The organism is Pseudoalteromonas sp. Z9A5 (assembly GCF_011378875.1).
Lineage (GTDB): Bacteria > Pseudomonadota > Gammaproteobacteria > Enterobacterales > Alteromonadaceae > Pseudoalteromonas.
On record NZ_WTLC01000002.1, the window covers coordinates 122,006 to 144,826 of the forward strand.

Here is a 22,821-nt window from a genome sequence, read left to right on the forward strand (position 1 = left end):
TTATTTTCTCACTAATTGCAGCTCAAGCGGTATTGCTGCATTGAATGATATTAAATTAAGACCTGATTTTGTTAAGCGATTAAATCGTGTGCTAAATGCTTGCTCAGCATTTTTGGCAAAGCGTTCTCTAAAGCTTTTATCCATTAATGGCAGAGCAAAATCTTGACCATTTGCACTAACTGTTACAGCTTGCTTAAATGCAGGTAATTGGTGTTCAAAAGGGTCACTAATATGACAACCAATTAATTCACAATGTCGACTGAGTATCTCAAGTTGCTTAAAACTGGCATCGTCTAGGGCGTTAAAGTCAGAAACTAAATAAACTAAACTGCCAGGTTTAGCTAAATGGTTAAGACGCTTTAAGTTATCGCTAAAGTTATTTGTCGCTTTTTCATCAATAGAGTTAAGAGCTTGCTGGTGGTTTGCGCATAAATTATGACAAAGTTTTAATACTGCTTTATCACGAGCGCTTGGTTTTAGCTCTAAGTGAGAGTGCTGATTAAAAACAATACCACCAATTCTATCGCCGCGTTGGCTAGCAGACCATGCAACTAAGGCACTAATATGCGCAGCTTGCACCGATTTTAACAATAACTTTGAACCGAACAACATTGAGTTAGAGAAGTCAGTAAATATAAAAACAGGGCGTTCTTTCTCTTCTTGAAAAAGTTTAGTGTGAGTTTCACCGGTGCGCGCAGTAACTCGCCAATCAATAGAGCGAATGTCATCGCCTTGTTGATAATGTCGCACTTCGGCAAATTCCATTCCACGACCTTTGTGCGGTGCAAGATATTGCCCAGTTAAGGCGTTTTTTATTTTTACCTTAGGGGCAAGCTCAAGCAGCTGCGCTTTGGCTTTGTAGTACATTAGCTCTTTAAGGGCTAAATTTACACCGTGGCTATGGCTCTGATTGAGCCATGCTTGGGATTCTAATTGTGTTTGCATAACTTATGGTACGGCTACAAGTTCAACAATTCGGCTTATTACCTGATCTTTAGTAATGCCGTCGGCTTGGGCTTCGTAACTTAAAATAATACGGTGGCGCAACACGTTATGCACTACAGCTTGAATATCATCAGGGGCTACAAAATCACGACCTTGTAACCAAGCGTGTGCACGGGCACATTTATCAAGTGCAATAGTGGCACGCGGACTTGCGCCAAACTCTATCCAACTACCAAGTTGTGCATCTAATGCAGCACCTTCACGCGTAGCAATAATTAATTGCACTAGGTATTTTTCAAGTGGTTCGGCTAAATAAAGACCAAGGATAGCTTTACGAGCTGCAAATAAATCACTTTGACTAATTTTTTGCATTACTGCTTGTTGTTCATTTAATGCTTCGCCACGTGTTAAACGCAGTATATCAAGCTCATGTTCGGCGCCAGGGTAACCAATGCTTAAATGCAATAAAAATCGGTCAAGTTGCGCTTCAGGCAGTGGGTAAGTCCCTTCTTGTTCGAGCGGGTTTTGCGTTGCCATAACAAGGAACAGTTCACTTAGTGGATAAGTGTTTTTACCTACCGTAACTTGACGCTCAGCCATTGCTTCTAAAAGAGCTGATTGTACTTTTGCTGGTGCACGGTTAATTTCATCGGCTAAAATAAGGTTATGAAAAAGAGGGCCTTTTTCAAAAACAAACTCACTGGTTTGTTGACGATAAATATCGGTACCGGTTACATCAGCAGGTAATAAGTCAGGTGTAAACTGCACGCGCTGAAAAGACCCTTCTATACCTTTAGCAAGTGCATTTACGGCACGAGTTTTTGCAAGCCCAGGAGGACCTTCTACTAATAAATGACCATCGGCTAAAATTGCAATGAGTAGCGCTTGAGTGAGCTCTGGCTGGCCAATAATTTGTGTATCTAAATACGTTTTTAATTGTGAAAATGCGTTAGCTGCCATAATAATTCGACTTTCCTCGTCAGCTGGGTTTATACCTGAATGCTTTAGGTGTTAAATACTGAACTAGTTATAAGGTTTATAGTTGTGTAACTCAAGGGTTAGACTGTATTTTTTAAAAAAGTTCGTTATTTTTTAATGATTTTCAGCGTATCACAAAATTTTGTAAAAGCGTCTAAAAAAGCCTATGGTTGTACCTTAAATAACTAGTATGTAAATTATTTATATTTGATGCATTCGCATTAATTACAGTTTATCTATTGGCTTTAGTACACGGGTTGTTTAGAATCGAGAAAAATAAACAGGTCAGACCTGTCAGCGGGAGAGCATAATGTCTGAGCAAAACATACTTAAAACACCAAAGGGCGATCGTATAGCTATAGTTAGCGGCTTGCGTACACCTTTTGCAAAACAAGCAACAGCGTTCCACCATGTACCTGCACTTGATATGGGTAAGTTAGTGGTTAACGAAATGCTTGAACGATTAAATTTCAATAAATCAGAAATCGATCAGCTTGTATTTGGTCAAGTAGTACAAATGCCAGAAGCGCCAAACATTGCGCGTGAAATTGTATTAGGTACGGGTATGCCAGTATCGGTTGATGCATATTCGGTATCGCGTGCATGTGCCACCAGCTTTCAGGCAATTGCTAATGTAGCTGAGTCTATTATGGCAGGCTCTGTAAGTGTGGGTATTGCAGGCGGCGCCGATTCGTCATCAGTATTACCAATTGGTGTTAGTAAAAAGCTAGCAGGCAGCTTAGTTGATTTAAATAAAGCGCGAACACTTGGTCAGCGCTTAAAAATATTTTCGAAACTGCGTTTAAAAGATTTATTACCAGTGCCACCTGCTGTAGCAGAGTACTCAACAGGTCTTTCAATGGGTCAAACTGCTGAGCAAATGGCTAAAACACATAACATTAGCCGTGAAGATCAAGATGCATTAGCACATCGTTCTCACTCACTTGCAACGCAAGCGTGGGCTGATGGAAAATTAAAAGATGAAGTTATGACGGCGCATTTACCGCCATATAAAAGCTTTATTGAAGAAGATAATAATATTCGTAAAAACTCAACGGTTGAAGGCTACGCAAAGCTTAAACCTGTTTTTGACCGTCAGCACGGTACAGTTACGGCAGCAAATGCAACACCATTAACAGATGGTGCAGCGGCTGTACTTATGATGAGCGAAAGCAAAGCAAAAGCACTTGGCTATGAAATATTAGGTTACGTACGTAGCTTTGCATTTTCGGCAATTGGTGTAGAAAAAGACATGTTAATGGGCCCAGCTCATTCAACGCCTATCGCACTTGATAGAGCGGGTATTACGCTTGCTGATTTAGATTTAATTGAAATGCACGAAGCGTTTGCATCGCAAACACTCGCTAACATGAAAATGTTTGCCTCAGACAAATTTGCACAAGAGCATTTAGGTCGCAGTAAAGCAATTGGCGAAATTAACATGGATAAGTTTAACGTTAACGGCGGCTCTTTAGCATATGGTCATCCATTTGCTGCAACAGGTGCTCGCTTAATTACGCAAAGCTTACACGAGCTTAAACGTCGTGGTGGCGGTTTAGCATTAACAACAGCATGTGCTGCTGGTGGTTTAGGTGCAGCCTTTGTATTGGAGAGCGCGTAATGACAGATTCAGTATTTAATTTAGCGGTAGACGAAAATAAAATAGCCGTTGTAACTATCGATGTGCCAGGGGAGAAAATGAATACCCTGCGCAGTAGTTTTGCCGATGATTTAAAAGCGTTACTAGAAGACGCAAAATCGCAAAACGTAAAAGGCATGGTATTTATAAGCGGTAAAAGCGATAACTTTATTGCTGGTGCCGATGTTAAAATGCTTGATAGCGTTAAAATGCGTGAAGATGCTTTAGCTATTAGTGAGCTGTGCCATCAAGCGTTTTTTGATATGACAAAGCTGCCATACACAACAGTTAGTGCAATTCATGGCGCTGCATTAGGTGGTGGTTTAGAGTTTGCTTTAGCGTGTGATTACCGTATTGGTACCGACAGCGATTTAACAAAAATTGGCCTACCAGAAGTGCAACTTGGTTTGCTTCCTGGTGGCGGCGGTACGCAGCGTTTAACTAAAATTGTCGGTATTCAAAAAGCACTAGAGTGGATGCTAACAGGTAAACAAATTCGTCCTAAGCAAGCTAAAAAAGCAGGCGTGCTTGATGATTGTGTACCGCACAGTGTACTTCTAAAAGTAGCAAAAGAATTTGCCGCGAAGAAAAAGCCACAAGCAAAAGAGCCGAAGCTCGACAATATTAGTAAATTATTAGAATCTAATCCGTTTGGTCGTAACTTTATCTTTAAAAAAGCCAAAGAAAACGTACTGAAAAAAACGGGTGGGCACTACCCAGCGCCACTTGCCATTATTAAAGCAGTGCGAGCTTGCGTAGAGTTGGATGAACTAAAAGCGTATAAAACAGAAGCTGAAGCGTTTGCCACTTTAGTAATGAGTAGTGAGTCTAAAGCGCTTCGCAGTATTTTCTTTGCAACCACCGAAATGAAAAAAGAGTGGCGCAATGATGACGCACCCGCAATAAGCAAAACGGCTGTTTTAGGCGGTGGACTAATGGGCGCAGGTATTGCGCACGTAAGTGCGGTTAAAGCTAAAGTACCGGTACGTATTAAAGATGTAGCAGAGCAGGGCATTAGTAATGCAATGAGCTACACCTATAAAATTTTAGATAAGCGACTTAAACGCCGTATTATGTCTAAAGCTGATGTGCAGTTAACAATGAACCGTATTACAGGTACAACTGATTACAGTGGTTTTAAACACATTGATTTAGTAATAGAAGCGGTATTTGAAGATCTTGCACTTAAGCAAGGTATGGTTGCAGATGTAGAGCAGCAATGCCAAGCAAATACAATTTTTGCAAGTAACACATCATCATTACCAATCTCGCAAATTGCAGCACAGGCAGCACGCCCTGAAAATGTAATTGGTTTACATTACTTTTCTCCAGTGGAAAAAATGCCATTAGTGGAAATTATTCCACACGAAGGTACATCTCAAGAAACAATTGCCCGCGTTGTTAATTTTGCGCGTAAGCAAGGTAAAACGCCAATTGTTGTAAAAGATATGGCTGGCTTTTATGTAAACCGTATTTTAGCGCCTTACTTAAACGAAGCTGCTAACTTAATGCTTGCAGGTGAGCCAATTGAAAAAATTGATGCCGCCTTAGTTGAGTTTGGTTTTCCGGTAGGACCGCTGGCTCTACTTGATGAAGTAGGTATTGATATTGGCTCTAAAATTGCTCCAATTCTTGAAAAAGAATTAGGTGAGCGTTTTAAAGGTCCAGATGCATTTACTCGTATGATTGATTCTAGACGCCTTGGTCGTAAATCGGGTCGTGGTTTTTATGAATACGATAAAAAAGGCAAAAAAGTTGATGAGTCAGTTTACGAACTGTTGGGTGTAACACCGGCTCCACGTTTAAACAAAAGTGAAATTGCTAAGCGTTGTGTATCGCAAATGCTTAACGAAGCCGCGCGTTGTTTAGATGATGGGATTATAGCCAGCCCTCGTGATGGCGACATTGGTGCTATATTTGGCATTGGTTTTCCACCATTTTTAGGTGGACCGTTTAGCTACATGGATAAATTAGGGGCAAGTAAAATAAGCTCTGATATGTCTACACTAGCTAATAGCGATGCTATTTTTACACCATGTGAAACATTGTTAGCAATGGCTGCCTCTGGTGCTACTTTTTACAAAAAAGAGCCTGCAGAAGATACACCGATTGACGATAATGATGCAGTAGCAGTGCAAACTGCTATTGAAACCGTTATTGAAAAAGATACCCAAAGTAGTGATTTTGTTAACGACGACGTTGTTGAAAAAGCTACGGATATTGACGATGTAAAAGAAGACAAAACGTCAAAGTAACTTTTTAAAGCTAGGATGTTTAAAATGCAGTTCACTTAGGTGAGCTGCATTTTTGTTTTAAGGTAAAATTAAATAATACAGTACAAAAAATAACACGAGTATAAGTGTTTTTTTATATAATTCTTTTGCATGCATTCATTGTGCAATGTATCACTTTTTAGTTTGTGTAAGACCTAGGTTGTTCGTTACAATGGCGCTCCCTAAATGCCAAACGGACAGCATGATGAAAATTCTTGCCGATCAAAATATGCCTTTAGTTGAGCAGTACTTTGCGGACTTTGGTGAGGTGGAGCGTTTTGATGGTCGTAAATTAACGGCTGAACAATTAATAGATGTAGATGTATTACTTACTCGTTCAGTAACTCAGGTTAATAATGAACTTTTAGCACAAGCAAATAAGCTATGCTTTGTTGGTACAGCCACGATTGGTGTTGATCATATTGACACGCAACTCTTAAATGAGAAAAACATTGCCTTTAGCAGTGCCCCAGGCTGCAATGCAATTGCTGTAGCTGAATATGTAATTAGTAGTTTATTTGCATTAAGCCAAGAAAATGCTCGTCCATTAAGTGGACAAATAATTGGTATTGTTGGAGTTGGTAACATTGGTTCGTGTTTGGCGCAAAAATTAAAAGCGTTAAATGTCACTGTACTTTTATGCGATCCTGTAAAGCACGAGCAAGGTTTATTACATGAACACGTGCCACTTGATGAATTACTAGCCAAATCAGATGTTGTAACGTTCCATGTTCCTCTTATAAAAAGTGGTAAACATAAAACACTGCATATGATGAATAAGGCACGATTAAAATCACTAAAACCAGGGCTTACATTAATAAATGCAAGCCGTGGAGATGTAATTGATAACCAAGCATTACTTGAAGTAATGGAATCTGGTGCAGACTTAGATTTAGTCTTAGATGTTTGGGAAAAAGAGCCAAATATATTAACTGAATTACTTGAACATGTACGTTATGCAAGTGTGCATATTGCAGGTCATACTCTCGAGGGTAAAGCCCGTGGCACGCAAATACTGTATCAAAAGTTATGTGAACTAAACAATGTAGAAGCAACAAAGTCGCTTGATGAGTTTTTACCCGTACCTGCAATTACGCAAGCCACATTAACGCAAAGTTATAGTGAAGCTGATATTGCTCGTTTGGTGCATTTAATTTACGACGTACGCCGCGATGACGGCATTTTACTGCGAAGTTTAGCTAAAGAAGGCTTTGACACTTTACGTAAAAATTACCCAGTAAGACGTGAATTTAGCACCCTAGTATTAAAAGGTGAAAGCCAGCAACTTGAAGCTCTTGAACAACTTGGTTTTACTATAACCAATTAATTTTTAACTAGCGATGTTGTTTTAATATCGCTTATAGAGGAAGAAATATGTCGCAAAAATATAACGTTGCCGTACTTGGCGCTACCGGCTTAGTTGGCCGTCAAATCATTGAAACATTAGCAGATCGTAAATTTCCAGTTGATCAGCTTTTTCTACTTGCTAGCAGCCGCAGTGCAGGTGAAGACATAAATTTTCGTGGTGATAGCATTGAAGTACTTGACGTTGAAGGCTTTGATTTTAGCCAAGCGCATATTGGCTTTTTTTCTGCTGGTGGAAGTGTGTCAGAAAAATACGCACCTATTGCAGCCGATGCAGGTTGTATAGTAATTGATAATACATCGCAATTTAGAAATGATTTTGAAATACCGCTAGTTGTGCCAGAAGTAAATGCTTCAAGTTTAGCTGACTTTAGAAACCGCAATATAATTGCAAATCCTAACTGTTCAACTATTCAAATGATGCTAGCACTTAAACCTATTTATGATGCATATGGGATCGATCGTATTAATGTATCTACATACCAAGCTGTATCGGGTGCAGGTAAAGAAGCGGTTGATGAACTAGCAAAGCAAACCGCTAACTTAATGAACGCTCGCCCTGTAGACAATAAAGTATTTCCAAAGCAAATGGCATTTAACGTTATTCCTCAAATTGATAGCTTTGAAGATAACGGTTACACGCGCGAAGAAATGAAAATGGTTAACGAAACGCATAAAATTTTGGGTGACACTACTATAGCTATTAACCCAACGTGTGTACGTGTACCCGTATTTTTTGGTCACTCTGAATCAATTAACATCGAAACACGCATGCCTTATGACTTTGAACACGTTAAGCAGTTATTAAAAGATGCTCCTGGTGTTGAGTTAATAGATGATGAAGGCGATTACCCAACAGCAGTTTCTGATGCAAGTGGTAACGATACTGTTTACATTGGTCGTTTACGTGCAGATATTTCACATCCACATGGTTTAAATATGTGGGTTGTAAGTGATAACACTCGTAAAGGCGCTGCAACTAATAGTATCCAAATTGCAGAAGAGCTTATTGCTAACTACATGTAATTTTTTATAACTTTGAATGCACCATAAAACGGTAAACATTATTTGTTTGCCGTTTTTTGTTTTTATTGTCTGCCAATTTTTTGCCACTTATATTACTAAGCATATAACCCTCGATAAACTTATATTCATAATGATTTTTTAGGCATTCATTTTCAATATGTTGCGATGGATATTAGCTCTCAACTGGTTTATAGTTTGTAATTGGAATAGAGCTTGCAACAAAAAAAGATTGTAATAACAAATGTGAGTCAGCCATTTGGCTGATAACGGCAAGAATAATCAATGTTTAGGTACCCACTTTTTTTGGTGTTGCATCAACATTTAAACAGTAAAGGATCAGCATGCGCGGTTTAGCTACACTTATTATATTAGCGTCTGCATTGATAGTAACGCCAGTTTACTCTCAAGACAGTACCCAATTAAAGGGGCCTAAAGGCGTTGACTATGGTGCGCAAGGTCGATCTATTGGGCCTATAAAGTCTACAGATACTTTGTGGCGTATAGCTGCAAAAGTACGTCCAGATAATTCGGTAAGTATTTATCAAGTTATGCAGGCTTTATATGCAAAAAATCCAGACTCATTTCTAGAACAAAACCTTAATCATATTCAAAATGGTAGTTATTTAAAAATACCTACAATAGCCGAAATAAGACGTGTAAATCCTCAATTAGCAAAGCAACGCTCAGAGCAAGATGATGGACTGTGGGAAAAGAAAAAAAACGGCACTCTTACACAAACAGAAATTAACTCCGCTCAAACCCAAGTTACTCAAGCCCGTAAAGTAGATGTAGACGACGCAAAGAAAGAACTACAAAAAGAAATAAAAGAGATTAAAACAGTTCAAAGTAATAGATTAGTTGAATTACAACAGCAGTTTAAAAATTCTGTCAGCAGTGTTGAAGACATATTAACTGAGAATAATAACTTAAAAAAACAACTAACCGGTATTTCTAAAGAACTTGAAAATGTTCGCCAGCAACTGGGCAAAGACAGTGAAATACAACTGCAGTTAAAAGAGTTAATACTTAAGCAAAACGAAATAATAGAGCAGCAAAAAGTTAAAGACATTAAACCTGAGGCTGAGTTTGACTTTTGGGCACTATTATCTAACCCAATAGTACTTGGGTTATTAATGTTTATTCCTGGTTTACTGATTATTTTTGCTGTTGTGATGTTTTTACGTAAAAAATCTAACGCTGCAACAGATACGGAGTCAGATGATGATTTTTTACCGCAAACACCAAGCTATAGTGCAGATAACGATTTAGATCTTACTGACGACCCGATTATTCCAGACCCATTAGATGACTTAAGTGTTCAGTTAGACGATAGCCTCGAAAATGATATGTTGCCGGAAGATGACTTACTCGACGATAACGTCGATGACTTTTCAGAGTCAGACAACTTACTCGATCAAGATGAATTAGAAAGCTTGTTGAGTGACGACATTGTTTTTGACGATGAGAATACGGATGACGATGAGCTCGACATTTTTATGCAGCAAGGTTTTGATGAACCATCGGATGATAGCCTAGAAGATATAGATTTAGATTTAACACCAGAGTCATCAAACAACGATGATATTTTAAGTAATGACGATCTAGATAGCTTATTTGATGAAGATGACAGCTTATCTGAATTCGATGCGCCAAAACCAAGTGATATAGAAAGTGATGACAGTTTAGAGTCGCATGATGAAATGGCTTCGCTTAGTGAAGAGCTTGCTGATGACGATGATTTTGATATTGACGATCTATTAGATCAAGCCAGTGCTGAGCCTCAGTTAGAATCAGAGCTTGAATCAGAAGTTAAGACTGAGTCACTTGAAAATGATGATTTTGATTTAGACGATATCGACAGCTTAATTGATGAAGTAGCCGATGATAATACGCCTGATAAGTTAGATGAATCATTGGTCGAAGAAAGCGATGACTTTGATTTAGATGATATCGACAGCTTAATTGATGAAGTAGCAGATGATAATACGCCAGATAAGCCCATTGAATCATTAGTAGAAGAAAGCGATGATTTTGATTTAGATGATATCGACAGCTTAATTGATGAAGTAGCCGATGATAATACGCCTGATAAGTTAGATGAATTATTGGTCGAAGAAAACGATGACTTTGATTTAGATGATATCGACAGCTTAATAGATGAAGTAGCCGATGATAATACGCCTGATAAGTTAGATGAATTATTGGTCGAAGAAAACGATGACTTTGATTTAGATGATATCGACAGCTTAATAGATAATGTAGCCGATGATAATACGCCTGATAAGTTAGATGAATCATTAGTAGAAGAAAGTGATGACTTTGATTTAGATGATATCGACAGCTTAATTGACGAATCCGTAAAACTAGAAGAACCAATTGAACGTGATACAGATATTGATGCTGCACTCGCTGATTCGATAGAAGATTTAGCTGAAGCTCAAGAAGAGTTAGGTGTGGATGATATTGAATCTTTAGCATCTACATTAAATGAAGAGCCTGAGCTTGAAGACGAGCCTGAACTTGAAGACGAGCCTGCGCTTGTAGAAGAGCCTGAGCTTGAAGAAGAGCCTGAACTTAAAGACGAGCCTGAGCTTGAAGAAGAGCCTGAACTTGAAGAAGAGCCTGAGCTTGAAAAAGAGCCTGAGCTTGAAGAAGAGCCTGAGCTTGAAGAAGAGCCTGAACTTAAAGAAGAGCCTGAGCTGGAAGAAGAGCTTGAGCTTGCAGAAGAGCCTGCGCTTGAAGAAGAGCCTGCGCTTGAAGAAGAGCCTGAGCTTGAAGAAGAGCCTGAACTTGAAAACGAGCCTGAGCTTGAAGAAGAGCCTGAGCTTGTAGAAGAGCCGGAGCTTGAAGAAGAGCCTGAACTTAAAGAAGAGCCTGAGCTTGAAGAAGAACCAGAGCTTGAAGACGAGCCTGAGCTTGAAGAAGAGCCTGAGCTTGAAGAAGAACCAGAGCTTGAAGAAGAGCCTGAGCTTGAAGAAGAGCCTGAGCTTGAAGAAGAACCAGAGCTTGAAGAAGAGCCTGCTCTTGAAGAAGAGCCTGTGCTTGAAGAAGAGCCTGAACTTGAAGAAGAGCCTGAACTTGAAAACGAGCCTGAGCTTGATACAGATGAGCTAATTACCGATGATTTCTCAGACACTTCAAAAACTTTATTAGATCCAGAAGATGCACTTGAAGAATACAACGATGACGCATTGAAAAGTATTGACGATCTTTTAAGTGAACTACAACAGGTAGAAGATGAAGAGTATGTTGAATCACCTGAATGGTCGTTAAACGATTTAGATGACGAAATTGAAGAGGTTGAAGTTGATTTAGGAGACGATCCATTAGCTGATGATACTAACTCAGATTTATTGCTCGAAGATGAACCTCTAGATACTGATACGGTAACACCTAGCGAAGAGTTAGATGAATATCCTGAATTAGAGCTTGATGATAATCAACCTCTCGATGTTGATGAGCTGCAGTCTTTCATTCCAGAAGAGTTACAAGGTGACGATTTAGATGGTGAAGCCAAAGGTATTTCGCCAAGCCAAACAGAGCAAGACTTAGCAAATGCACTTGCTGCTGAAAATGATTTAGATAGCTTAGAAGATGACTTTGACGATGAGTTGTTAATTGATAACGACTTTACTGAACTAGATACAACGCTAGAAACAGAGTTAGATACAGAGCTTGGTCATGATTTAGAGGCTGATTTTGATGACTCTCTAGAAAATAATGATAAATCAGTGGATATACCATCTGAGCAATTAGATGGAGAGCTTGATGATTTAGCATCTCCGCTTGATGACATTCAACCGCTAGATTTAGATGAACCACAGTCTCTAACTGCCGATGAGCAAGACAAACCTATCTCTGAAGAGTTACAGGGTGATAACTTAGATGGTGAAACGAAAGGAATTTCTTCAAGCCAAACAGAGCAAGACTTAGCAAATGCACTTGCTGCTGAAAATGATTTAGATAGCTTAGAAGATGACTTTGACGATGTGTTGTTAATTGATAACGACTTTACTGAACTAGATACAACGTTAGAAACAGAGCTAGATACAGAGCTAGATACAGAGCTTGGTCATGATTTAGAGGCTGATTTTGATGACTCTCTAGAAGATAATGATAAATCAATGGATATACCATCTGAGCAATTAGATGGAGAGCTTGATGATTTAACAGAAGATTTAGCCGATGTTAATGATCTTGACGATTTAACATCAGCGCTTGATGATATTCAACCTCTAGATTTAGATGAACCCGACACATTAACTCCTGATGAGCAAGACTCGTTTATTCCAGAAGAGTTACAGGGCGACGATTTAGATGGTGAAGCCAAAGGGATATCACCTAGCCAAACAGAGCAAGACTTAGCAAATGCACTCGCTGCTGAAAATGATTTAGATAGCTTAGAAGATGACTTTGACGATGAACTGTTAATTGACGATGACTTTTCAGAATTAGATACAGAATTAGCGACAATAGACCCTGAACTATCAGGCGAAGAATCATTAAGTAGTGATCTAAATGATGGTGCAGTTGAGAATGTTAATCTTGAAGAATTACATCCTGAATCTGATAGTGAATTGCCAAGCGAGTTATTAGAAAGTTTATCTGAGGAATTTGAAGCTGAGCAAACAAATGTAGACCGTGAAGCCGAAATTACTAAAACGGATACACCTGAAAATAACAATATTGCTTCAGACGATGAGCTCGATGATGAGTTTATGGCTGATTTAACACAGACTGATTTTGACTCATTACTTAATGAATTAGCAGAACCAGAAGAGTTTAATGTTGATGATAGTGGTGAGTTTGATGTTGATTTTGATTCATTGTTAAATGAAGATTTAGATGTTGAAGAATCAATATTAAATGAACAATCTGTTGAGCAAGAAAGTATTACTACGCCTTCTACTGAAGACGACTTTGTTGATATTGATTCATTATTAGAAGAAAGTGACGAGGCTGAGCTTGAACACGAGCCTTACACAGATGCAAATATGGACGTTGGCTTAGGGGAGTTTGAAGCTTTACTTGCCGGCGACAACCCAACAGATGTTGATGCCGAAAGTGGTGGTTATTCAGCTAAATTAGATTTAGCACGTGCTTACATTGAAATTGATGACTTTGACTCCGCACTTAAAGTAATTGAAGAGGTTATTAATAAAGGTCCTGAAGAGGTTCAAGAGGAAGCGCTTAGCTTAAAAGCTAAACTCAAATAATAAATAAAGTCATAAAAAACCCGTAATTAGTTATGCTAATTACGGGTTTTTTATAGGTGCGAGTTTGATTATAGCAATCGTGTTAAATTAGAGTTCTATTATAACGATGAAAAAGTAGCTTAATAATAAAACGTAAATTATTTTATATGCTTGTTTTGTATTAATAATTTTAAATTTAGTTAACGAGATATCTCATCAGTAAAAATAATCGTTTTTTTAATAAAATTGGTATTACATTACACCTCCTTTTATTGCGTCGATAGATAGCATAAAATGTCTCGTTCATTAGCACAGTAGGTAAAGCAGTAATTATGCGAGTAGCACTTGGAGTTGAATACAATGGCGTACGCTATAGTGGTTGGCAGCGTCAATCACATGTAAACAGCGTACAACAAGAAGTAGAAAAAGCGTTGTCACGCATTTGTAATCATCCTGTTGAAGTTGTATGCGCAGGCCGAACTGATGCTGGTGTGCATGGTACAGGTCAAATAATACATTTTGAAACCGAAGCACCACGCGATATGGTGGCTTTTACATTGGGTATGAATACCCTAATGCCTAAAGATATTGCTATTCGTTTTGCACAACCTGTCGCTGATGATTTCCATGCACGCTTTAGTGCAACAGCTCGTCGTTATCGCTATATTATTTATAACTCACCTTTGCGTGGAGCTGTTCTAAATGAAGGGGTTACGCACTTTCATCATCAACTAGATGAAGTGAAAATGCAGGAAGCATGTCAGTATTTAATTGGTAAACACGATTTTACCTCTTTTAGAGCGATTCATTGTCAAGCGAATACACCCACTCGTACTATTCATCATTTATCGGTACACCGACAAGGTAGCTACGTTATAATTGATATTAAAGCGAATGCGTTTTTACATCATATGGTCCGTAATATAACGGGTAGTTTAATGGATATTGGTTTACATAAGCAGCAACCTATTTGGTTAAAAGAGCTGCTTGATTGTAAAGAGCGTGCAAAAGCAAGCGCGACAGCTAAAGCTGCTGGTTTATATTTAGTAGATGTTGACTATCCTGAGCAATTTAATATCCCTAAAATGCCATTAGGACCATTGTTTTTACCTGACGCTGGAGTTTAATTTTGGTTGTTATTAGTACTTTTTATGAACATTTCTAACTACTAAGACCAGTTTTTTATACCGCGTTAGTGTAATTCATGTTTTAATTGAAAAAATCCGTCTGCTAATTGCTATTGGCAGGCTCGCGACACAGAACAGCATTAAGAGAGTTGCAAATGAGTTGGCTAGAAAAAATCTTACCTAAAACGACAAAATCATCAGGTCGTAAAGAAATCCCAGAAGGTGTTTGGGCTAAGTGCACATCGTGTGATTCAATTTTGTATAAAGCTGAATTAGAAAAGTCATTAAACGTATGTCCTAAGTGTGATCATCATATGCGCGTTAGTGGTCGTAAGCGTCTTGAAAACTTTTTAGATGAAGGCGAACGTCAAGAGCTTGGTGTGCAGCATGAACCTAAAGACATTCTTAAGTTTAAAGATTCTAAAAAGTACTCTGATCGTATTAGCGCAGCACAAAAGTCAAGTGGTGAAAAAGATGCCCTTGTTGCTATTAAAGGTCGCTTAAAAGGCATTCCCGTTGCCGCAGTTGCATTTGAATTCTCTTTTATGGGTGGTTCAATGGCATCAGTTGTTGGTGCACGCTTTGTTGACGCTGTAGAGCAATGTTTAGAGCATAATATGCCACTAATTTGCTTTTCGGCATCTGGTGGCGCTCGTATGCAAGAGGCGCTTATGTCGCTTATGCAAATGGCTAAAACAAGTGCAGCGCTGGCAAAAATGACTGAAAAAGGCTTACCTTATATTTCAGTAATGACTGATCCGACAATGGGTGGTGTGTCTGCATCGCTTGCTATGTTAGGCGACATTAACGTTGCTGAACCAAAAGCGCTAATCGGTTTTGCGGGTCCTCGTGTTATTGAGCAAACTGTTCGTGAAACATTACCAGAAGGTTTCCAGCGTAGTGAGTTTTTGCTTGAACACGGTGCTATTGACATGATTATAGATCGTCGTGAAATGCGAGATACACTTGCACGTATTTTAGCTAAATTTATGAACTTGCCTTCTACGGAACAAGAGCATAGAGTAGCATAAATTTTAGTTTTACTGATTTCATGCTATGACAAAAACAATTCCTAGCCAATCATCAAGCCTTGATGATTGGCTTTGTTATTTAGAAAGTGTTCACCCTGCTAATATTGAAATGGGATTAGAGCGCGTTAACAATGTTGCCAATAACATTGGTCTTTTAAATACCTTAAGTAAAATAATCCTCATTGCCGGAACTAACGGTAAAGGCACTACAGCGCGTTGCCTAGAATCGCTATTATTAGCACAAGGTTTTAGTGTAGGTACTTATGCTTCTCCTCATTTAATTCGTTATAACGAGCGTGTGCGTGTTAATGGCGAAGAACTCGCTGATCAATTTCATGTTGATGCTTTTAATTTACTAGAACAAGGTCGTAAAGATACACCACTGACTTATTTTGAATACGGTACTTTGGGTGCGCTGGCAATTTTTAAACGTTGTAACGTTGACTACGTACTCTTAGAAGTTGGCTTAGGTGGGCGCTTTGACGCTACAAATATTGTAACCCCTTTTGCCAGTGTAATTACAACTATCGATTTAGATCATAAAGAGTATCTTGGTGATACACGTGAATTAGTTGCTTATGATAAAGCGGGGATTTTTCGCGAGAATACACCAGCCATTATTGGCGATTTAAATATTCCGCATACCATGACCGATTACGGTAAAAAAATAAACGCTAATATGGTTCTATCGGGTAGCGATTTTATTTTTAAAGAAAATACAGAAAGCTTTAACTGGCAGTATAAAGAGCACAATTTTGAGTTGGCAAAACCAGCCATACCTTGTCAAAATGCGGCAACTGCTTTAACCGTTTTGTGTGTTTTAGATTTATTACCTAGTGAACAGATAGTAAAAAATTGTTTAGCTGATTTAGTAGTAGAAGGGCGTTTTCAGCAATTAAGCAGTGAACCATTAGTATTTACTGATGTGGCGCATAATCCCGAGTCAGCACGTTATTTAGCCAATAAGTTGTTAAGCTTTAAAGATAAAGGCTTTAAAATTCATGCATTAGCCGCTATGCTTGCTGATAAAGATAAAGCGGGTGTGCTTAAAGAGGTTAGCCACTTGGTTGATGAGTGGTCATTAGCGAGCTTAAATGGTCCGCGTGGCGATACTGCAAGCAACTTAGAAAGTGCTCTGCAGAACATATCTGATCATAATATAATGCATGATTATAATAGCGTAGCAGAAGCACTGAGTGTAATTTTACCAAAGCAAAAAAACGATACGGTTTTAATTGTTTTTGGTTCATTTTTTACAGTTGCTGGCGCTATTAATTACTTTAAAAAATAGAGAGAATGTCGGTGAACTCAAGTTTTATTAATCGCTTAGTCGGAACAAGTATTGTGGTAATCGCAGCTATTGTGTTTATTCCTAATATACTCGATGGCGAAAAAGTGCATTATAAAGAAGGCTTTAAAGCTATTCCTGATAGCCCTGAGTTCAAAACAATCGACCTTCAAGAACCTATTGATGAAAATATGGCTGATGCCGAGCCATTAAAGCAAGATGAAATTGAAGATATTCAAGCTGACGATGAAGCTTTTGAAGAGCAAAGCTCAATGTCTGAAAGCGATTATGCTTCAGAGGCTAAAGTTGTTGAAGTAACAATTGATCCTAAACCTAAAGTAACAGCGAAACCGGTTGCTCCTGTAAAAGAAAAACCAATTGCTCCTCGTACAAGTGATGAAAACTTAACAAGCATGGCTTATGTGGTTCAATTAGGTAGTTTTTCTCACGTTGCGAATGTAAAAGCATTACAAGCTAAACTCAAAGCGAAAGGCTTTAAAACGTTTACTAAACCGGTTAAAACGCCAAACGGTACATTAACTAAAGTATTTGTTGGACCATCGCTTGATAAAAATGAGTTACAAAAACAGTTGCCTGAACTTAAAGTACTTACAAAGTTAAATGGTAAAGTTACTCGTTACGAAGTAACAAAATAATCATTTTAAATAGCCTTGTTTAACAAGGCTATTTAATTTCAATATAGTGTATTTATATAACTATTTATGGTTTAACATTTTTGAATATTGATGTTAAATTTTTGTATTCATTTACCGTCAGTTATCTCCCGTTTAAACTTGCATATTAACGATGTTTGGGTATAGAATGCGCCCCAAATTAGCGACTAATTGGTTCTTATGATCTGGGTTGATTACGCCATTATTGGCATCATTGCACTGTCTACCATCATCGGTTTAATACGCGGCTTTGTTAAAGAAGCGATGTCACTTGCTGTATGGGCTGGCGCCTTCATCATCTCTAGTTTGTTTTACCAATATTTAGCTTCCTTCCTAACAACCATTTCTGAACCCCTTTTAAGAAATGCGGCGGCCATAGCCATATTATTCTTTGCGACGCTACTGTTAGGCGGTTTACTAAACTACATTTTAGGTGAGCTTGTACATCGTACAGGGTTATCGGGCACCGACCGTGTTTTTGGCATAGTGTTTGGTGCTCTACGAGGCGTGTTGGTCGTGAGCGCGTTACTCTTCTTTCTTGATGCTTTTACTGGTGCACCCAATACGCACTGGTGGGGCAATTCTATTTTGATTCCAGAATTTGGCTTTGTTGTTGAGTGGTTCTTTTCGTACCTTGAAAACAACTCGAGCTTTTTAAATTCAGTAAACCGTTAATCGGCGAGGATAAATTACATGTGTGGTATCGTTGGAATAGTCGGAACATCTCCTGTGAATCAGGCGATTTATGATGGCTTAACTGTTTTGCAGCACCGTGGTCAAGATGCCGCGGGTATCATTACCATTGAGAATAATACGTTTAGCTTACGCAAAGCAAATGGCCTTGTGAAAGATGCCTTTCACACCCGTCATATGAAACGACTACAAGGCACAATTGGTCTTGGTCATGTACGTTACCCTACAGCAGGATCTTCAAGCTCATCTGAAGCACAGCCTTTTTATGTTAACTCTCCATTTGGTATTGCACTTGCCCATAACGGCAATCTTACTAATGCGGAAGCACTAAAAGAGCAATTATTCTCAGAAGCTCGTCGCCATGTGAATACAACATCTGATTCAGAGATTTTACTTAATGTACTTGCTCACGAATTAAGTAAGTCAGATAAATTGCATTTAGACCCTGAAGATATTTTTACAGCGGTAACCGAAGTTAATAATAAAGTAAATGGTGGTTATGCCACTATAGCGATGATCATTGGTCATGGTATTGTTGCTTTTCGTGACCCTAATGGTATTCGTCCGCTTGTATTTGGTAAGCGTGAGACTGAAGTTGGCACTGAGTATATGTTTGCCTCAGAAAGTGTTGCGTTAAAACCTGATGGTTTTGAATTTATTCGCGACGTAGCGCCAGGTGAAGCTATTTATGTAACTGAGGCTGGTGAATTTCATTCATTAAGCTGTGCAGAAAAAGCATCTTACTCACCGTGTATATTTGAATTTGTATATTTCGCTCGTCCTGATTCTACAATCGACCGTATGTCGGTGTATGCAACACGCGTAAATATGGGTACTAAACTAGGCGAAAAAATTGCACGTGAATGGGCTGATAAAGACATTGATGTAGTTATTCCAATCCCAGAAACATCATGCGACGTAGCATTAGAAATTGCACGTGTGCTTGATTTACCTTACCGTCAAGGCTTTGTTAAAAACCGTTATATCGGTCGTACATTTATCATGCCTGGTCAGGAAATGCGTAAAAAGTCTGTACGCCAAAAACTTAATGCGATCGATCGTGAGTTTAAGGGTAAAAACGTATTGCTTGTTGATGACTCAATTGTTCGTGGTACTACATCAGCACAAATTGTAGAAATGGCTCGAGAGTCTGGTGCTAAAAACGTTTACTTTGCATCGGCAGCTCCTGAAATACGTTTCCCTAATGTTTATGGTATTGATATGCCTTCAGCTGCAGAGCTAATTGCTCATGGTCGTGAAGTTGAAGATATTAACGCAAGTATTGGTTCTGATGGCTTAATTTTTCAATCGTTAAAAGATTTAATTGCAGCAGTTAGCCAAGAAAATCCTGAAATTACTAAATTTGAAACCTCAGTATTTGATGGCCAATATATCACTGGTGATATTGATCAAAACTATTTAAATCGTATTGATAAGTTACGTAATGATTCGGCTAAAAGTACACGCGAAAGTGCAATGTCTTCAGGTTTAGAAATACATAACCAAGATGAAAACGAAGCTGATTAATACTTAATCTATAAAAATCGTTAAACATAAAAAAAGGAGCTAATTAGCTCCTTTTTTGCGAAGAAAATAAAGGGAAGGGAATATCTCTATTAAATAAACATATTAAACTAGCATATTAAGCCATCTGAATTGCTGAGTAGTAAACCTATCTAAGCCAGCTATTAATACACAAATTAGCTTTGCTACTAATAAAAATTTCTTTCTAAATTAAAATACTATTATGGTTTAGGATCTGTTAATCTTTCAAGGTTAAATTTGCAGCAGTCTGTTTGGTATTTAGGCAAGGCAGAGCCTATGCAGTGTGGTTGTTCCCCATAAATAGGCGATAACGTAGCATTAATACCAAATAGGCGCTGCCCAAAGGGTTCTTCCTAGGGGCTATTTACTCTTTGTTGCTCGATTTTTACTTAGCCCACTAGGTTACAAATCTCGCGCCGCGATTAAATAGCCTCTAGTTTGAACAAATTTTAATCCGCAAAGATCAACAGACCCTAGTATCTTATTAAATCTTTTAGCTAGAATTTAAGTTAAATAAGCTTAAACAATTAAGTGAACATGGGGCTTACAATTCCACTTGTCCAAAGCATTGCAGTTACAGCTAAAATAATAACAAGCAAAATTAATCCACACGTTACAACCGAGCTGGCATAAATGAAGCCACGTTCTTGAGGTATGTGCATAAGTATTGGCACGCCGGTATACAACAAGTAAACCGAGTAGGCTAATGCAATAATACCAATACATACTACAAACCATAGTACAGGCCAAAAAGCAGCTAGTGCAGACATAAATACAGGTGTTGCGGTATATGCTGCAAGTTCAAGTGTTTGTGTAAATGTTGGTTTTGAGCCAAATGTTATTGCCATCCAGTGAGCTAAATAGGCAAGGGCAAATACACCACCAATTAAAGCAACATACATAGCGCCAGCAATAAGTAATGCGCTATTGTGCGTTAAAAATACGGGATCTCCAGTGCCTATACTCCAGCCTAAATATACAGACGAGTAATAGCCCATAATTGAGGGAAATAAAGCAATGAGTAAAATATGAGATAAACTGTAAGTTAAGCTCTCATGTTGATTATCTATTGTTTGCCATTCTTCTAGCGGGTGAGCATAAATGCCCCATAAGTGATTTAGTAACATAGCGTGTACTCCGTAAAAGGAACGTATTGCTGTTTTATTGGTTTATTTTTATACAGTTCATGTACAGTTATGGTTCACTTATTTTACAAAGTCAAGTTAACTCATTATTAACAATTAAGTAATGCATATGCCTTTATTTTATCTCGAGCAATTTTTCGTGTTAAAATAACAACCTATCAAATTTACTAAGTAACGAGCAGCCAACGTGCCACACAGCAAGCTTTTAGAGCCTATTAATAACTTTTTATTGTGTACTACGCCAGAGCAATGGGTAGAGCAAGCAATTAAAAAAGAAAACTTATCAATAATCTTAATTGATCATTTAATTTGTGAATTAAAAGCGGCTCAAAGTGCAATGTTTTTAATACGTAAGTATGCAGTAGATAAAGAAGGCAGTGACGCATTACTTGAATGGCTAAAGCCATTCGAAACACTTATTTACAAGCGCGAAGGAAATTGGCGCGATTTAGCAGCTAAAAATAAGTTAACTAAGTCAATAATTCCTAAATCTAATTCGCCATATGGGCAAGGTTTAATTGATAAAATGGTATTACTGATAAAAGAAGAGTTACATCACTTTTATCAAGTGCTCGAAATTATGGATGAATATGGTGTTGAGTATCAAAGTATTACTCCATGTCGTTACGCAAAAGGTATGCTACGTCATGTTAAAACATTTGAGCCTGATGCATTAGTTGATAAATTGATTGTGGGTGCCTATATCGAGGCACGCTCGTGTGAGCGTTTTGCCAAACTTGCACCACATGTTGATAAGCGTTTGGGTGATTTTTATATTTCGTTGCTACGCTCAGAGGCGCGTCATTACCAAGACTATTTAACTTTGGCTCAAGAGATTGCAGGGTTTGATATTACTGAGCGAGTAAACTTTTTTGGTGAAAAAGAACGAGAGCTTATTTCAACTCCAGATACCGACTTTAAGTTTCACAGTGGCGTACCTGCTCTATCAAATTAAATCGTTTTTAAACTATTTTAGTGATAAAAGGCTTTTAGTATTTGATGCACTTAAAGAGATAGGTTTTGAGGCACGTAAGTGCAAGCTAATAAAGTCGTTTTTTAGCTCGCGCTTAAACTAAATAAAACCCAATGCCTTAGTTTATACAAAAGGAGTGCTAATTAACTGTTGTGATTTTGGAGTGACAACTAAGTACGAGCCCTGTGTGTACCAGTCACCGAGCACAGTGCGGGTAAGCGTTTGTGCATTTACAGTGTAAGTATGCACGTTAGGTCGATGTGTATGACCATGAATCATATTGGTAACGTTATGTTTTGCAAAAGTAGCAAGCACAGCATCATCAACAACATCTAAAATTGCCATTGGCTTATCAGCTTGGCTAAGCTTACTTTTCTCTCGTGCATTACGAGCAACTTTTTTACGATACCAAAGTGGCATTGCGAGCATTAACTTTGGCCACCACCAACCACGGCTTTTTTTACGAAACTTTTGATATTCAATATCTTGTGTACACATTTCATCGCCATGTAAAATAACGGTAGGTGTACCATATAAATCAATAACGGTTTGTTCATCTAGTAATTCCATGCCAGCCATTTTTGCATATTGCTTACGCATTATAAAATCACGATTACCATGAATAAAATAAACAGGAGTACCCCCATCTTTTACCGATTTTAAATGTTTGGCTACGTCAGTACTAAGTGCAGTGACATAATCATCACCTACCCATACCTCAAAAAAATCACCCAAAATGTATAACGCATCAACATCTTGCTCAAGTACGTGCGTATTTAAAAAATCAAAAAATGCCGCGCTGATATCAGGGCGGTTTTCACTTAGGTGTAAATCGGCGATAAAGTAAGTTTTGCGGGTCATAGGTTAGTCTATTTTTTATTAAATAAAAGCGGGCTAATGCCCGCTTATGTGCTCACAATAGTG

At 38.3% G+C, this 22,821-nt stretch carries 16 protein-coding genes; 12 read left to right on the top strand and 4 right to left on the bottom strand.

Features of this window, described 5'->3' with window-relative positions; translation table 11 throughout:
* Together GQR56_RS02145 and GQR56_RS02150 are read right to left on the bottom strand one after the other, a co-directional pair.
* Positions 1-945 (bottom strand): DUF58 domain-containing protein, encoded by a 945-nt coding sequence (locus GQR56_RS02145; RefSeq protein ID WP_024612289.1) that lies wholly within the window; start codon positions 943-945, stop codon positions 1-3.
* A gap of 3 nt (positions 946-948) precedes the next feature.
* Positions 949-1,905 carry a MoxR family ATPase gene (locus tag GQR56_RS02150; protein WP_024612290.1) on the bottom strand — a complete coding sequence of 319 codons (957 nt, stop codon included), beginning with the start codon at positions 1,903-1,905 and terminating at the stop codon, positions 949-951.
* 328 nt (positions 1,906-2,233) lie between these two features.
* On the opposite strand from GQR56_RS02150, the gene fadI reads away from it, so the two are divergent.
* From fadI to purF, 11 genes are all read left to right on the top strand, one after another.
* Complete coding sequence (gene fadI / locus GQR56_RS02155; protein ID WP_008138643.1) at positions 2,234-3,544, top strand: acetyl-CoA C-acyltransferase FadI; 1,311 nt, start codon at positions 2,234-2,236, stop codon at positions 3,542-3,544.
* Positions 3,544-5,817 carry a fatty acid oxidation complex subunit alpha FadJ gene (gene fadJ / locus GQR56_RS02160; protein WP_166108999.1) on the top strand — a complete coding sequence of 758 codons (2,274 nt, stop codon included), beginning with the start codon at positions 3,544-3,546 and terminating at the stop codon, positions 5,815-5,817. Before fadI ends, fadJ begins: the two co-directional genes overlap by 1 nt.
* A 223-nt stretch (positions 5,818-6,040) precedes the next feature.
* Positions 6,041-7,162 (top strand): 4-phosphoerythronate dehydrogenase, encoded by a 1,122-nt coding sequence (locus GQR56_RS02165; RefSeq protein ID WP_166109044.1) that lies wholly within the window; start codon positions 6,041-6,043, stop codon positions 7,160-7,162.
* 47 nt (positions 7,163-7,209) lie between these two features.
* The gene (locus GQR56_RS02170) at positions 7,210-8,226 is read left to right on the top strand and encodes an aspartate-semialdehyde dehydrogenase (protein ID WP_024612293.1); all 1,017 of its coding nucleotides are present in this window, start codon (positions 7,210-7,212) and stop codon (positions 8,224-8,226) included.
* A gap of 341 nt (positions 8,227-8,567) precedes the next feature.
* On the top strand, positions 8,568-13,442 hold the full coding sequence (locus tag GQR56_RS02175) for a FimV/HubP family polar landmark protein (RefSeq protein ID WP_166109000.1): 4,875 nt from the start codon (positions 8,568-8,570) through the stop codon (positions 13,440-13,442).
* Positions 13,443-13,753: 311 nt separating this feature from the next.
* Positions 13,754-14,548, top strand: coding sequence for a tRNA pseudouridine(38-40) synthase TruA (truA, locus tag GQR56_RS02180; protein ID WP_024612295.1), 795 nt, complete (start codon positions 13,754-13,756; stop codon positions 14,546-14,548).
* Positions 14,549-14,703: 155 nt separating this feature from the next.
* Complete coding sequence (accD, locus tag GQR56_RS02185) at positions 14,704-15,579, top strand: acetyl-CoA carboxylase, carboxyltransferase subunit beta (protein ID WP_166109001.1); 876 nt, start codon at positions 14,704-14,706, stop codon at positions 15,577-15,579.
* Between the two features lie 25 nt (positions 15,580-15,604).
* Entirely contained in the window at positions 15,605-16,870 is a 1,266-nt protein-coding gene (gene folC, locus GQR56_RS02190) for a bifunctional tetrahydrofolate synthase/dihydrofolate synthase (protein WP_166109002.1), read from the top strand.
* Between the two features lie 11 nt (positions 16,871-16,881).
* Positions 16,882-17,523: an SPOR domain-containing protein gene (locus GQR56_RS02195; protein WP_166109003.1), complete on the top strand. Its 642-nt coding sequence runs from the start codon at positions 16,882-16,884 to the stop codon at positions 17,521-17,523.
* A 198-nt stretch (positions 17,524-17,721) separates the two neighbouring features.
* Positions 17,722-18,216 carry a CvpA family protein gene (locus GQR56_RS02200; RefSeq protein WP_007376853.1) on the top strand — a complete coding sequence of 165 codons (495 nt, stop codon included), beginning with the start codon at positions 17,722-17,724 and terminating at the stop codon, positions 18,214-18,216.
* An 18-nt stretch (positions 18,217-18,234) separates the two neighbouring features.
* Complete coding sequence (gene purF / locus GQR56_RS02205) at positions 18,235-19,761, top strand: amidophosphoribosyltransferase (protein ID WP_166109004.1); 1,527 nt, start codon at positions 18,235-18,237, stop codon at positions 19,759-19,761.
* Between the two features lie 545 nt (positions 19,762-20,306).
* On the opposite strand, the gene GQR56_RS02210 is transcribed toward purF, so the two are convergent.
* Positions 20,307-20,906 carry a Yip1 family protein gene (locus GQR56_RS02210; RefSeq protein WP_166109005.1) on the bottom strand — a complete coding sequence of 200 codons (600 nt, stop codon included), beginning with the start codon at positions 20,904-20,906 and terminating at the stop codon, positions 20,307-20,309.
* 205 nt (positions 20,907-21,111) lie between these two features.
* Between GQR56_RS02210 and miaE the strand changes: the two genes are divergently transcribed.
* Positions 21,112-21,879: a tRNA isopentenyl-2-thiomethyl-A-37 hydroxylase MiaE gene (miaE, locus tag GQR56_RS02215; protein WP_024612300.1), complete on the top strand. Its 768-nt coding sequence runs from the start codon at positions 21,112-21,114 to the stop codon at positions 21,877-21,879.
* 141 nt (positions 21,880-22,020) lie between these two features.
* Here miaE and GQR56_RS02220 read toward each other — a convergent pair whose 3' ends face one another.
* A complete protein-coding gene (locus GQR56_RS02220) occupies positions 22,021-22,758 on the bottom strand; it encodes a UDP-2,3-diacylglucosamine diphosphatase (RefSeq protein ID WP_166109006.1) in 738 nt (245 codons plus the stop codon).
* Between the last annotated feature and the right edge of the window lie 63 nt (positions 22,759-22,821).